The following is a 13,330-nucleotide window of genomic DNA, read 5'->3' as shown; positions in this document are numbered from 1 at the left end:
TTCTCGGGGGTGAGCCGGACGAAGAACCAGCAGCCGCTGCTCCGCGCCCGGCTCCACCGCTCGGGCCGCCTCGGAGAGCGCGGCCCCGACGAGGCGGTGCTCGTGCACGAGAGCCTCGAAGTGGTCGGGGAAGCCGACGGCCCTCGCCGGGGGCCCTGGTCCACCGCGCGGCCGGCGGAACGCACCTCACCGATCAGGTCGACGACGAGATCGTGCTCATGGGTCAGCCGCTTGATCGACTCTATGGCCTGGCATCCGCAGTGTTCGCACATGACGTACCGCTGTACCGCTCCCCTGGTCTGTCGTCCCGCCGAATCCCCCGGCGGCGCGGAGGCGCGCGACGACGAGTTCCGCGAACCGCCGCGTCAGCTCGTACCCGAGGGCCGTGTCGACCGCGCAGAGGGTCCGCACCAGCCGGGCATCGAACTCGATGGCGTCGACACGCGTGCTCGCCACGGCCCCGTGCGCCCAGCGCCGCGGCTGGAACAGCCACGACCAGCCGAGCACGGACCCGGGCCCGAGGGTCTCGACGATCGAGCACCGATCGGGCAGCAGCCGGTCGACCGTCACCGTCCCGCCGTCGATGAGCCAGAACCGATCCGCCGGCCGCCCCTCCGCGCACATCCGCTGCGCGGCCGGGATGGTGACACGGCGACCCGCCGTCGCGAGCCTTGTCAGATCGGCCTTCCTCATGCCCCGCAGGAACGGCTCATGAGCGAGCTCTTCCCCGGTCAGTACGCCCACCGCGCTCACCTCCCCCGCCATGGCGGGCCGCTCCACGGTCCGCGGGGCCAGCCCCGATCAGAGATCGACGACGCCACTTCGCCGCCATGACCAGCACACCACCGCGGGGAGGCACCGCACAGGGCCGAAGGACCCGCCCGGACCACCCCCGGAAGGCGCCCGGCGAACGGGACCATCCTCCGCGGGGCAAGGGACCTACGACCGTGCCCGCCGGACGCGTCCGGACGGTCCCCTGTAATCGGTCGTCGACGGAGGAGGATCGCGATGGACACGAGTCGCCCCGAGCCGGTTCCGGTTCATCCCCGTGCGGTGCCGCCGCCTGCGTGGTTGACGAAAGCGGCGGGGCGCGACTGGACGGACCTCGCGGCGGTCCCGGAGTCCGGGACGCCCTTCGACCCGGAGATCACCCGGTACCTGCCCGAGCCCGCCCGCCGCTGGCTGGGCCACGCGATCCGACCCGGCACGCCGCTGTCGCCCGCTGCGCTGCTGCACATGCGCGGGCGGATACGGCTCGGGTCCTGGCGGGCCTTCCGCGCGACCCAGATCCTGCGTCCCCCGCACGGCTTCGTCTGGGCCGCCCGCGCCCGGGTCGCTGGGCTGCCGGTCAGGGGTTTCGACCGCTACAGCGGCGGCGACGGGGAGATGCGCTGGCGGCTGCTCGGCGCGGTCCCCGTCATGTCGGCCTCCGGACCCGACATCACCCGCAGCGCCGCGGGACGGCTGGCGAGCGAGTTCGTCTTCGCCCCGGCCGTGGCGCTGTCTCCCACCGTGACGTGGGCTCCGGTCAGCGGCGACCGCGCTCGCGCCGACCTGATCATCGGCGGCACAGCGCACGCGGTCACCGTGACCGTCTCGCCGGAGGGTGCGCTGACCGAGCTGACGCTCGACCGGTGGGGCGCCCCGGAGGGCGGGGCGTTCGGGCGGCATGTCTTCGGCGCCCGTTTCAGCGGGGAGGCTTCCTATGGCGGCTACACCGTCCCTGCCCATGTGCGGGCCGGATGGTGGTACGGGACCGGGCGTTGGGACCGCGAGGAGTTCATCAGGTTCGCCCTCGACCGGGCCGAGTTCCTGTGAGTCCCGGGCGGGCCCCGCCCGCCGTCCCGGCGGGCCCAAGAGGAGTTCAAGCCCGACGACGCTGGCGAGCGCCCGCTGCGGGGCGGCCACCGGCACCGCCTATCCGAGGGCGTGAGACGCGATGCCCGACCAGGTGGGCGCCGTGAGCGAGACCGACAGCGGCGTCGTCTTCTCGTCGGAGACCGGGCCTCCAAGCTGAAGAAGCCGCTCGACCCCGGCTTCCTCGACTTCGGCACCCGGGAGCGGCGCGAGCACGCCTGCCACGAGGAGATCCGGCTCAACCCGCGCAACGTGCTGACCTGCGACGCGCGCTGGTGCGGGACCCGGGTGTGTGGGCTCCGGGCCTTCGACCGCAAACCCACGCACCTGCGGGAGCTGCCGCCGAAGGAGTCGGCGAGGCAGCACGTCGAGTTCATGGGCGGCGCGGACAGCATCATGCCCAAGGCCAGATCGGCCCTCGAAGCCGGTGAGACGCGCTGGGCCGCGCAGGTCCTCGACCTCGTCGTGTTCGCCGACCCGGGAACCCGAGGCCCGCGACCTCCTCGCCCAAGTCCACGACCGGCTCGGGCGGGGCAGCGAAGGCGGCATCTGGCGCAACTTCAACCTGCAGGGCGCGGCGGAACCGCGCGGGAAGAAGCCCACGAATATCTTCGCCACCCTTATCGCGCTCCTGAACGTTCCCGACCGCGACTTCGACCTCGTCCCCCTGAGGCGCTCGATACGGCCAGGCGCCGGGCGGCGAGCGTCGTCGCGTCCCACACCGCCCGAGACGCCTGCCCCTGGTGGTCTCCCCGGTCGCCGACCCGCTCGTGCGCCGGGGGAAGGTGAAACTCGACCGGCACGCCGCAGGGGCGCTCACCGGAGTGAGCGCCCCTGCGGATCCCGCTTCGGGTCACTTGAGGATCGGGAGGCGCTCGACCAGCGGGATCTTGGCCCACCAACGGCCCAGGCCGAGGGTGTCGCCGGCGCTGACCAAGGCCAAGCCGATGATCACGACCGCGTAGACCAGGTGGTCGTCCATGAACAGGTTGTTGGCCGGGGGCAGGACCGCCGACCACATCATGACCAGCAGCGCCGCGCCGCCCGCCGCCGCGATCCGCATGCCGATCCCCAGGACCAGCGCCGCACCCACACCGGCCAGCCCGATCATGAACAGCCAGTCGGCCCAGGCCGCGCCGGCGATGTCGTGGTAGAACCCGGCGAACGGGCCCTTCGGCGAGAACTTCAGGAACCCCTCGGTCGGGCTGCCGCCCTTGGTCCACGCCTTGGCGGCCGGAGTCTCATGACCCAGCCCGAACAGCTTGTCCAGGAACGCCCACAGGAAGACCCAGCCCAGGGCCAGCCGCGCGACCGCCCACACGTACCGGGCCGCGGGCGACTCGGTCAGCGGCTTGGGGGCCACCACCCGCACCAGCGCGTGGTGCCCGTGCCGGGTGCTCATCTTGTGCTCGGAGACCGCCATCGCGTCTCACCTTCCATCGCATCGCCTTTTCTCTATCCACCCCGAACTCAACACCTCGGCAAACACGCGCTGTAGGACCGTTCGGCGCATGATCGACGGGACCTAAGTCCTGTCTCCCGGCCGTTTCCACGCTCATAAAGCGTCCATTTTCAGGCCGGACGGCCCTGCCGCACTGAGGGCCGGCGTCTTAACTTCGCCGAGGTGGACTTGAGCGAGAGGACATTATGAGACCGGCAAGGATTGAGCGCACGATGGATCGCCGGCGCCGCAGCTGCGGCTTCGATCGGAACGACTTGCGACGCGGAATTGACCGGTGGCAGTGGTCGATCGGATTGATTCTGCTGATGGCCGGGGCCGCCGTCGCCTCGGTCGCGGCCGTTCGTGTCAGCGGCGCCATTTACGAGTCGGGTGTACGAACCGAACGTCACGAGGCAGCCGTCTTCAATGCGACCGACGCGACGGTCGTGAAGGTCCACGAAGCGAGTCGCACCCGCGGAGTGACGGTGTCCTGGGTCGCCCCGAACGGGTCTCACCGGACCGGCAGTTACGAGACCTGGCACGGAGCGTCCGTGGGCGATCACGTGCGGGTCTGGGTCGGCCCGGCGGGTGTCAGGGAGGACCCCCCACGGCCGCACGCGCGGACGATCGGTGACACCACCGCCTACGCCGTGGGCACGGTGGCCGCGACCGCCACGGTCTTCTTCTGCGCCTACCAACTCCTCCGGCGCCGCTTCGACGAGATCCGATACAAGCGTTGGGACGCCGCGTGGGCCGATTTCGACCGGCATCGCATCGGGCCGTGAGCGGTCAGCCGTTCTTGAGCGGGACGCGCCAGGCCAGGATCGTGCCGCCGCCGGGCCGGGGCCGGGTGGTGCAGGAACCCCCGCACGCCTCGGCGCGGTCGGTCATGTTGCGCAGACCGCTGCGGCGGCCGCCCTCGCCGATGCCGACCCCGTCGTCCTCCACGCGCAGCGTCAGGTCGTCGCCGACATCGATGGCGACGACGGCCTCCCCGGCGTGTGCGTGCCGCGCCACGTTCGACAGGGCCTCGCGCACGACCGCGAGGAGCTGCTCGCCGGTCTCCTCATCGACGGCGGTGTCGAGCAGGCCGTCGAGCCGGACGGACGGAGAGAACCCCAACTGCTCGGCGGCGCTGTCGACCAGGGCGTGGACGCGGCTGCGCAACGACTCCTCGTCCCCGGTCGCCTGCAGCGCGAAGATCGACGAGCGGATCTGCCGGATGGTGTCGTCGAGATCGTCCACGGCCCGCTGGACCCGGACCGCGACCTCCCGCTTCTGGGTGATCTTGATCGCGGCCATCTCGCCGCTCGGCCAACTCCAACGCCACCGCCGCCTGCCCGGCGAACGCCTCCAGCAACCGCTGCGTCCCCTCGGAGAACGGCGGCTCGCCGGGCGCGTTGATGACCGTCAGGACACCGCGGGCGGACGACCCGACGCCCAGCGGCACCGCCAGCAGCGGACCGATCTCCACCTCGACCGGGTGCCGGCCTCGCTGACGCCGGGCGCGGAGCCCATGCGGAGAAGCGGGGCGCGTCGAAACCCGCGAGAACGCACTGTCGGTCCATGGTGCCGTCCTCCCTCCGATCCCGAGGACCATCAGTCGACCCTCGCCGGGCGAGGGGCCGAGGGTCGCTCGTTCCGGGGACCTTCGCCCCTGCCGGGCGGCCTGCCCGCCGGGAGACGGTGGAGCCGTCAGGAGGTACGGCCATGAACATCGGGTACGTCCTCGCCGCCGCCGCTTCCGGCGACGGATGGGGGCACATGGGCAACGGCGGCTGGTCCGGCTGGATGTGGATCTGGGGGTCGATGATGATCATTTTCTGGGTCGTCCTCATCGGTGCGGTCGCGTGGATGATCGTGCGTGCGGCGACGTCGCGGCGGGACGCTCCGGCGATCAGCGAGCAGACGGAGCACCGGCACGCCCGGGAGATCCTCGCCGACCGCTACGCGCGCGGTGAGATCACCTCGGAGGAGTACGACGAGCGGCTGGCCAAGCTCGGATGACGGCCGCGCAAGCGCCGTACCGCACTCAGGCGGACGAGGTCGCGGCCGCGCTCGGCACCGACGCCGAGCGCGGTCTCGACGGCCCGGAAGCGGCGGACAGGCTGACGCGGGACGGACCAAGCGAGTGAACGCCGGGTCGTTCGTCCCGCCGGCGCGGGACGTCCGCTCCTGCCGTCCCTTCATGACGCACCTTCCCGAGACCGATCGGATCGTCGTAGGCGTGGACGGATCGGCGGCCTCGCTGGCCGCACTGCTGTGGGCGGCCGACGAGGCGGAGCTACGGCATGCCGAACTCGTCGCCGTCCGCGCCTGGCGGGCCAGCCGGGAATGGCTCGCCCCCTACGCGGTGGCAGCCGCCCGGCCGTCCCCGGAACAGGAGCGCGAACGGGCCCGGAGCGGGCTGGTCGCGGATGTCCGCAGGACCCTCGGCCCTGCCCCCCGCATATCCGTCCGGCAGGAGCTGGTTCGCGGTGCGGGCGCGAGCGCGCTGATCAGCCGCGCGGCCGGCGCCCGGCTGCTCGTCCTCGGCGGACGCCCCGACGGCCATTCGCCGGAGGTGCCTCCCGGGCCGGTGGCCTCCGCCTGCCTGAGGCACCCGCCGTGCCCGGTCGTCCTCGTCCCGCCCGTCTACGTGCCGGAGGTGAGCGCGGACGGCGGCGCCGATGGCCGGAAGATCACCCAGTCAGAGCCTGGCCCGGCCCCTGGTCTCCTCACCCGGGACCGGTCGGACTCACCCACCTCCGGAAGGGAGTCGGCGTGCGCGTCAGCCACAGGGACGCGTGGGCGATGCACACGTGTGTCGATCAACCAGTGCGGCGACCTGCGATGATCTCCCGGCAGAAGGCACTGCACCTAGATGTTGGCAAGCAGGCGACTACCAACAGTAGCCGACTCAGCATGAATCGATGCCGACACGGGTGAGGAGCGGTAGTGCCCGAAGGCCGTGAAGGGCCTGCACCGCTGCTCGGCCCGGTGCCCACGTGCGGGGTCGTCACGCGATGTCGCCTGGGAGAAGGCGTCGGATGCGACGGAGGTGGAGAGGATCGCCACTGGAATCCTCGTCACTTCTGACGTGGCGCGGATGTCGGTGATGACCGCTCACTGAAGCTGCTCGGCGAGCGCGACGATGATGCCCTGGGGGCCGCGGAGGTAGCAGAGCAGGTAGGCGTCCTCGTACTGCGCGATCTCGCCGACGAGTTCGGCGCCGTGGGGGCGCAGGCGGGCGACGGTGGTCTTGAGGTCGTCGACCTCGAACATGATGCTGCGCAGGCCCAGCGTGTTCGATGGTGCGGGGTCGGGGTCGGCGCTTATCGCGGCCGGCGAGCGGAACGTCGTCAGTTCGAGCTTGCCGTGGCCGTCCGGGGTCCGCATCATCGCGATGTCGGCGTGGAAGTCGTCGAACCCGTTGACCCGCTCCGCAGCGCGGCCCTGGATCGGGGCCCTGCCCTCCAGCTCCATGCCGAGTTCGGCGAAGAAGGCGATGGCGGCCTCGAGGTCGGCGACGACGATGCCGACGTGGTCCATGCGAAGTGTCATGTCTCGTGCTCTCAGGAGTCGGTGGCCTGGCGTTCGGCCTGCTGCTGGATCAGTTCTTCGACGGCGGTCGGAAGGGTCGTCTCGAAGTCGATCAGTTTCGCCCAGGTCGGTGTGACGACGATGCGGACCATGCCCTCGCGGTAGAGCGACCGCACCCCGGCTTCCCATTCGACCCGCTGCTCGGGCGTCATCTGGTAGGTGGTGTTCATCTCGAGGTATTCGTCTGGGATGCCGTCGGTGACGTCGAGTTCGGCCCGGCCGCGGATGAGCAGGATCTTGGGCGGGTGCACCTCGGTGTCGATCGTCAGGGCGACCGCCGGGTTCTGGCGGAGGTGGGCGAGCTTGGGGGCGTTCTTCGCGGTGCACATGACGATCTCGGTGCCGTTCCAGCTGAACCCGACGGGGACATTGCGCGGCGTGCCGTCCTTGGCGACGTAGGCCAGGCGGGTGATGTCGCGGGCCAGCAGCTCCCGGCTCAGCGGGCGGTTCAGGATCTCGGTGGTCTCGTCCGGTGTGGTCAAGGCGTGTCTCCGGTCAGTTCTGGACGGGGAGGTCGTAGAAGCGGCGGGCGCTGGAGTCGATGCGGTTCAGGTCGGTGCCGTAGATGTGCAGGGAGACGGCGGTCTCGTCGCCGATGTTGCGGACGCGGTGGATGTCGCCGGGCGGGGCGAAGGCGCTGACGTCGCCGGTTCGGTTCGGGTTGTGGCCGGCCTCGATCAGGGACGTGCCGTCGTCGGAGAGGGTGTACAGCTCCTCGTGCTCAACACCGGTCAGGACGCCGAACACGCACCAGGTCACGTGGTCATGGATGCGGGTCAGCGCGCCGGGATGCCAGGCGATGGCCACCATCGAGAACGAGCCGTCCGGCTCCACATGCAGGCGGTGGCTGCGGTAGGTGCCGCGCTCGCCGGCGAGCTGGTCCGCGGTGAGCAGGGCGGGCGAGGGCAGGTGCTCGCGGAGTGCGTCCCCCACGTACGACGCGGTGTCGCGCCAGCCGGCGTCGCGGGCGACGGCCGCACGGACCGCGATGACCAGTTCGTCCAGCTCCGCGGCGGGGCGCGCGGTTAGGGTGTTCATGGTGCCTCCCTGGCGGGTGTGCTTCCAGCGTCCGCCCCGAAGGGACCTGTGGTCATCCGTGCCGACCGCAGAGCACCACGGATGCCACCACGGAAAGGGGACATCGGTGGCTGAGCGGATCTCCGAGCGGGAGGCCGAGGTGCTGGCCGCGCTGGGCGCGCGGCTGTCCAACGCGCAGATCGCGAATCGACTGCACATCTCCGTGCGCACGGTAGAGAGCCACGTGTCGTCGCTGCTGCGCAAGTACGGCATGGCCGACCGGTGGGCGCTGGCCGAGCTGGCCCGCGCCGGCGAACGGGAGCCGGGCCGAGTGGCCGGGCTGCCGGTGCCCGGGACGACGTTCGTGGGCCGTGCGGCCGAGCGCGCCGCCGTCCTGGCCGCGGTCGAGCAGGCCCGGCTGGTGACGCTGTTGGGCCCAGGCGGGGTGGGCAAGACCCGGCTGGCCGCGGTGGCGGCCGGGGAGGCCGTGGCGCTGTTCCCGTCCGGCGGGGCCTTCGTGGACCTGGTGCCGGTGCGCGAGGGGTTCGTGGCCCGCGCGGTCGCGACGACGCTCGGGGTGACCGAGGGCTCGCATCAGCCGCTGGAGGAGGCGGTCGCAGCGCGGCTGGGCACCGGGCGGTCGCTGCTCGTGCTGGACAACTGCGAGCACGTGATCGACGAGGCCGCCGCGTTAGCCGAGCGGATCCTGGCCGCCTGCCCTGGCACCCGTGTCCTGGTCACCAGCCGCGAACGCCTCGGCGTCCCGGGCGAGCGCACCGTGCCGATCGCCCCGCTGCCACTGGGCTCGGACGCCGAGCGGCTGTTCCACGACCGGGCGCTGGCCGCGGATCCGGAGTTCGTGGCCGAACCCGCGGTGGTCGCCGACTTGTGCGCGCGGCTGGACGGCATGCCGCTGGCGATCGAGCTGGCCGCAGCCCGGAGCGCGTCGCTGGGCCCCACGGGACTGCTCGCGGCGCTCGACGACGCGCTGCGGCTGCTGTCGGGCGTACGCGGCGGCGATGAGCGGCACCGTTCGCTGCGCGCGGTCCTGTCGTGGAGTTACGACCTGCTCGATGAGGAGGAGCAGGCGCTGTTCCGGCGGCTCGGGGTGTTCGTCGGGGCCTTCGACCTGGACGCCGCGGCCGCTGTCGGCGGCGACCGCGCCTGCGTCGCGGACTTGCTCGGCCGGCTGGTCGACAAGAGCCTGGTGGTGCACGTGCGCGGGCGGGTCAGCCGCTGGCGCCTGCTGGAGACAGTCCGGGCGTTCACGCTGGCGCAGATGTCGGCCGCGGGCGAGGAGGACAAGACCCGGGCGCACCACCTTCGCTGGGCCGCCGGCGCGGCATCCGCCGCGGAGAGCAGGATCAGCGATCCCACCTGGCGCGAGGACTTCGACGCCATGGCCGCGGACCTGCGCGCCGCGCTCGCCGCGGCCGGCGGCCCGGGCGAGGTGACGCACCGGCTGGCGAGCGCGCTGGCGCACCTGACCTACGCCCGCCGCCACCTGCTGGAGTCCTACGCCCACCACCGGACCGCCGCCGCGGTCGCGCCGAGCGCCGCGTCGGCGGCACGCGACCTGCGCGCTGGAGCCGGGTGCGCGCACGTCAGCACCACGTCCAACCAGCACGTGTACGAGCTGCTGCTGGAGGCCGCCGAACAGGCGGCACGGGCCGGCGACGACCGCGGCCGGGCGATCGACCTGGCCCGCGCGGTCGAGACGGCCTGCCGGTTCCCCGAGGCGTTCGAGACCAGCGTCCCCTACGAGCGTCTGCGCGACCTCCTTGGCGAGGCGGCCGCCGCCGCACCCGCCGACGACCCGGAGGTCACGGCGCGCCTGGCGCTGGCCCGCGCCTGGCTGGCCGGCCCCGGCAAAGGCGCACCCGACCCCGCCCTCGCCGCCACCGCCCTCGCCGCCACCCGGGGAACCGCGGACCCGGTCCTGGTCAGCGCCGGCCTGTGCGCCGCCGGGACCGCGGCCCTGCACGCCGGACGAGTGCGCGAGACCGACCGCGTGACCCGCGAACGCCTGGCGCTGCTGCCGTCCATGGACCGCCACGACCCGTACTGCGCACCGGAGATCTGCAACACCTACGGCCGCGCCTGCACCTACGCGATCATGACCGGCGACCTGCCCGGCGCGATGGCCGCCGCCCGCGCCGGCATCGACGACGACCTGCTGCGCGACACCCACATCACGGCCAGCCGCCTCGTCCAGCCGCTCGCGCTGACCGGCCGCTTCCACGACGCGATCGAACACGCCGAACGGATGCTGGACCAATGGGAACGCGCCGGACGCCCCGCCCCGCTCTGGATGCTGCCGGCCGTGAGCCTGACGGTGCTGGCCACCGGGATGCTCGACGAGCCGGGTGCGGGGCCGGGGCAGGTGGCGCGGTGGCGGGCGCACGCCGTGGAAATGGCCGGTAGAGCGCTCGACACGGCACCGGTCGCGGCGTTCGTGAACGCCCGCCTCGCCCTCCACGACGAGCGGTACGACACCGCCGAACCCCTCGTACGCACGGCCTTCACCGTCGACACCCCACTGGACAACTACCTCGCCTACGCGCGGGCGGCGGGCGCGGAACTGGCCGTGGCCGCAGCCCTGCCCGACGCGGCGGATCTGCTGGCGGCGGCCGCCCCGCTCGCCGAAGAGAACGCCTGGGCCGCGGCCTGCCTCGCCCGCGCCCGCGGACGCCTCCACGACGACCGCGACGAACTCGCCCACGCCCTCACCTCGTTCGAACACCTGGACGCACAAGCCGAACGCGCCCACACCCACGCCCTACTGGCGCGGCTCTAAGAGCGTGTCTCATGTGGATTGTTCGGCATCCCGCCCGCCGGCCTCGACCTCGCCCCGATCATCGACCGCGCCACCCCGAAGACCGGCCAACCCCCTTCAAGATCGTTTTTAGCCCCACGAAGCCGCGCATGGCATCATAATGATCACAATCAGCACCCTCTCTGTTGAGGAGTAGAAGGTGGGCGAACGGCCTCAGGCCGTCAGAGGCTTCGATCCGGGTGTGCCCAGCATCGCGCGGATGTACGACTACTACCTCGGCGGGAAGGACAATTACGAGGCGGATCGGCGCCGCGCCGAGGAGGCGATGGAAGCCGACCCGACGCTGCTGACCACCATCAACGGGAACAGGGCGTTCCTCGGGCGCGCGGTGCGCTACATGGCGTCCCAGGGCATCGACCAGTTCCTCGACATCGGCACGGGCCTGCCCACCCAGCAGAACGTCCACCAGATCGCCCAGGCGGTCAACCCCGGCGCCCGGGTCGTCTACGTGGATTACGACAAGCAGGTCGTCGCCCACGGGCGGGCGCTGCTCGCCGGCTCGGACACCACCAGGATGATCCATGCCGACGTGCGCGAGCCGCGGGACATCCTCGAGCACCCGGAGATCAAGCTTCTGGACTTCGACCGGCCGGTGGGGCTCCTGCTGGTGGCGGTCCTTCACTTCATCTCCGACGAGGACGATCCGCCCGGCATCATGGCGGAATTGCGCGCCGCCCTGGCGCCGGGCAGCCACCTGGCGCTCACTCATGCCTCGGCCGACGGCATCCCCGACGTCGTCGCCAGGGTCGTCGAGGTGTACAGGCAGACCTCGGCGCCGGGGACGCCGCGCACCCACGCCCAGGTGACCGGCCTGTTCGGCGACTTCGAACTGGCCGAACCGGGCCTGGTCTGGGCTCCGCTGTGGCGCCCCGAGCACCCGGTGAGCGCCGAAGAGGCCAAGCGGACCTGGTTCTACGGAGGAATCGGCCGCAAGAACTGACAACCGGCGGCGCGGGGACCGACCATGTGATGGTCTGAACGATCACCGGTCTGGGAGGACGGCATGCGGGCTATGACGGTCGGGGCGGTCCTGGAGCACGCGGCGACCAGGGACAAGGCGTTCTTGCACGACGGCGGCGAGACCGTGACGTTCGCGGCCTTCGACGAGCTGACCGACCGCGTCGCGACCGGACTGCTGGCGCGCGGGGTCGGGCATGGTGACCGCATCGGGCTGCTGGGCCTGAACACGCCGCAGTGGCTGGCCGTCTTCTTCGCCGCGGCCCGGATCGGCGCCATCGTCGTCCCGCTGAACGTGCGCTACCGCGAGAACGAGCTGTCGTACATGCTCGGCCAGAGCGGCGCCCGCACCGTCATCAGCGTGGACAGCGCGGGCGGCTTCGACTTCGCCGCGTTCTTCGACGGGTTCCGGGAACGGACGCCCAGGGTGACCGACCATGTCTTCTTCGGCGAGGGCTTCGCGGGCAGCGGCACCTTCGACGAGCTGGCGGCGGCACCGCCCGCCCCGTCCGCACTGGCCGAAGCGCGCGGGAGCGTGACCCCCGACGACCCCTTGATGATCCTCTACACATCGGGGACGACCGGGCGTCCCAAGGGCGCGGTCATCACCCACCGCAGCATCCTGGCCTCGGCGTCGGCGCAAGCCGCCCACTTCGGGACGGACGACGCCGATGTCCTGCTCGGGCACCTGCCCTTCAACCATGTCGGCGGCATCACCTGCACCATCATGGCGGCACTGGTGAGCGGCGCCTCGGTGGCGCTCCTGCCCGCGTTCAGCCCGGACGGAGCGCTGCGCGCCGTCGAGCAGCACCAGGTCACCCTGCTGAGCGGGGTGCCGACGATGTTCGTGCTGATGCTCGGCCACGAGACGTTCGCCGCCCGCGACCTGTCCTCGGTGCGGAGATGCGTGGCTGGTGGCTCGAACGTGGAGCCCGCACTGGTCGAGGCGATCCGGCGCGGCTTCCCGCAGGCTTCGCTGCATGGGCTCTACGGCCTGTCGGAGTCGTCGGGAGCCTGCGTGCTCTCGCCTTTGGAGGACGCTCCGGAGACGGTCTCGCGCACGCTCGGCAAGGTGATCGGGGATTTCGAGGCCCGGGTGACCGGACCGGACGGGGCGGCCCTCCCGCCCGGGGAGGCCGGCGAGCTCCACATCCGCGGGGCCTGCGTGGCCGCCGGGTACTGGGACATGCCGGAGGAGACGGCCGAGGTGTTCCACCGCGACGGCTGGCTGGCCACCGGCGACGTGGTCACGATGGAGCCGGACGGGCACCTGGTCCTGCGCGGGCGCAAGAAGGAGATGTACCTCCAGGGCGGATTCAACGTCTATCCCGTGGAGATCGAGAACCTGCTGACCGCACACCCCAAGGTCGCGCTGGCCGCCGGGATCGGAGTGCCCGACGAGGTCCTCGGCGAGGTCGGACGGTTCTACGTGGTGCCGAGGCAGGGCGGCGAGCCGCCCACCGCCGAAGAGCTCACCGCCTACTGCCGGGACCGGCTGGCCGGCTACAAGGTGCCCCGCCAGTTCGTCATCACCACCGAAGTGCCGCTGACCCCGGTCGGCAAGATCCACAAGTCCCTGCTCAAAGAGCGCTACCTCGCCGGAGAGCACCTTCGCTAAGGAGTCCGGCCGCGGTCGACGA

At 71.9% G+C, this 13,330-nt stretch carries 14 protein-coding genes and 1 pseudogene; 8 read left to right on the top strand and 7 right to left on the bottom strand.

Going from position 1 to position 13,330, the window contains the following annotated elements; all coding sequences use genetic code 11:
- Positions 1-216: 216 nt before the first annotated feature.
- Positions 217-744, bottom strand: a complete 528-nt coding sequence (locus amrb99_RS06960; RefSeq protein WP_206699837.1) for a cyclic nucleotide-binding domain-containing protein — start codon at positions 742-744, stop codon at positions 217-219.
- A gap of 327 nt (positions 745-1,071) precedes the next feature.
- On the opposite strand from amrb99_RS06960, the gene amrb99_RS06955 reads away from it, so the two are divergent.
- Entirely contained in the window at positions 1,072-1,818 is a 747-nt protein-coding gene (locus amrb99_RS06955; RefSeq protein WP_190853697.1) for a DUF6544 family protein, read from the top strand.
- 111 nt (positions 1,819-1,929) lie between these two features.
- The gene (locus amrb99_RS52980; protein WP_347256568.1) at positions 1,930-2,646 is read left to right on the top strand and encodes an alkyl sulfatase dimerization domain-containing protein; all 717 of its coding nucleotides are present in this window, start codon (positions 1,930-1,932) and stop codon (positions 2,644-2,646) included.
- A 64-nt stretch (positions 2,647-2,710) separates the two neighbouring features.
- Here the strand turns inward: amrb99_RS52980 and amrb99_RS06945 are convergent, their stop codons facing one another.
- Positions 2,711-3,259, bottom strand: coding sequence for a DoxX family membrane protein (locus amrb99_RS06945; protein ID WP_190853972.1), 549 nt, complete (start codon positions 3,257-3,259; stop codon positions 2,711-2,713).
- Positions 3,260-3,531: 272 nt separating this feature from the next.
- Here amrb99_RS06945 and amrb99_RS06940 point away from each other — a divergent pair, with 272 nt between their 5' ends.
- Positions 3,532-4,083, top strand: coding sequence for a hypothetical protein (locus amrb99_RS06940; RefSeq protein ID WP_190853695.1), 552 nt, complete (start codon positions 3,532-3,534; stop codon positions 4,081-4,083).
- 4 nt (positions 4,084-4,087) lie between these two features.
- On the opposite strand, the gene amrb99_RS50705 is transcribed toward amrb99_RS06940, so the two are convergent.
- Entirely contained in the window at positions 4,088-4,600 is a 513-nt protein-coding gene (locus tag amrb99_RS50705; protein WP_241755358.1) for an ATP-binding protein, read from the bottom strand.
- 76 nt (positions 4,601-4,676) lie between these two features.
- Positions 4,677-4,898 (bottom strand): annotated as a pseudogene (locus amrb99_RS50700) (histidine kinase); the annotation flags it as partial.
- Positions 4,899-5,008: 110 nt separating this feature from the next.
- On the opposite strand from amrb99_RS50700, the gene amrb99_RS06930 reads away from it, so the two are divergent.
- Both amrb99_RS06930 and amrb99_RS06920 read left to right on the top strand, forming a co-directional pair.
- Entirely contained in the window at positions 5,009-5,305 is a 297-nt protein-coding gene (locus amrb99_RS06930) for an SHOCT domain-containing protein (protein ID WP_190853692.1), read from the top strand.
- 181 nt (positions 5,306-5,486) lie between these two features.
- Positions 5,487-6,134 (top strand): universal stress protein, encoded by a 648-nt coding sequence (locus amrb99_RS06920; RefSeq protein ID WP_190853687.1) that lies wholly within the window; start codon positions 5,487-5,489, stop codon positions 6,132-6,134.
- Between the two features lie 269 nt (positions 6,135-6,403).
- Here the strand turns inward: amrb99_RS06920 and amrb99_RS06915 are convergent, their stop codons facing one another.
- The 3 genes from amrb99_RS06915 to amrb99_RS06905 are packed head-to-tail and all read right to left on the bottom strand — an operon-like array spanning position 6,404 to position 7,918.
- Positions 6,404-6,829 (bottom strand): VOC family protein, encoded by a 426-nt coding sequence (locus amrb99_RS06915; RefSeq protein WP_206699857.1) that lies wholly within the window; start codon positions 6,827-6,829, stop codon positions 6,404-6,406.
- 23 nt (positions 6,830-6,852) lie between these two features.
- Positions 6,853-7,362 (bottom strand): pyridoxamine 5'-phosphate oxidase family protein, encoded by a 510-nt coding sequence (locus amrb99_RS06910; RefSeq protein ID WP_190853682.1) that lies wholly within the window; start codon positions 7,360-7,362, stop codon positions 6,853-6,855.
- Between the two features lie 13 nt (positions 7,363-7,375).
- Positions 7,376-7,918 carry a cysteine dioxygenase family protein gene (locus tag amrb99_RS06905; protein WP_190853679.1) on the bottom strand — a complete coding sequence of 181 codons (543 nt, stop codon included), beginning with the start codon at positions 7,916-7,918 and terminating at the stop codon, positions 7,376-7,378.
- Between the two features lie 106 nt (positions 7,919-8,024).
- Here amrb99_RS06905 and amrb99_RS06900 point away from each other — a divergent pair, with 106 nt between their 5' ends.
- From amrb99_RS06900 to amrb99_RS06890, 3 genes are all read left to right on the top strand, one after another.
- Entirely contained in the window at positions 8,025-10,694 is a 2,670-nt protein-coding gene (locus amrb99_RS06900; protein WP_190853677.1) for a LuxR C-terminal-related transcriptional regulator, read from the top strand.
- Between the two features lie 178 nt (positions 10,695-10,872).
- Positions 10,873-11,673 (top strand): SAM-dependent methyltransferase, encoded by an 801-nt coding sequence (locus tag amrb99_RS06895; protein ID WP_347256567.1) that lies wholly within the window; start codon positions 10,873-10,875, stop codon positions 11,671-11,673.
- Between the two features lie 63 nt (positions 11,674-11,736).
- Positions 11,737-13,308, top strand: coding sequence for an AMP-binding protein (locus amrb99_RS06890; RefSeq protein ID WP_206699835.1), 1,572 nt, complete (start codon positions 11,737-11,739; stop codon positions 13,306-13,308).
- Positions 13,309-13,330: the final 22 nt, after the last annotated feature.

This window comes from Actinomadura sp. RB99 (assembly GCF_014706005.1).
Lineage (GTDB): Bacteria > Actinomycetota > Actinomycetes > Streptosporangiales > Streptosporangiaceae > Spirillospora.
This window is presented reverse-complemented; position numbering and strand designations above follow the sequence as displayed.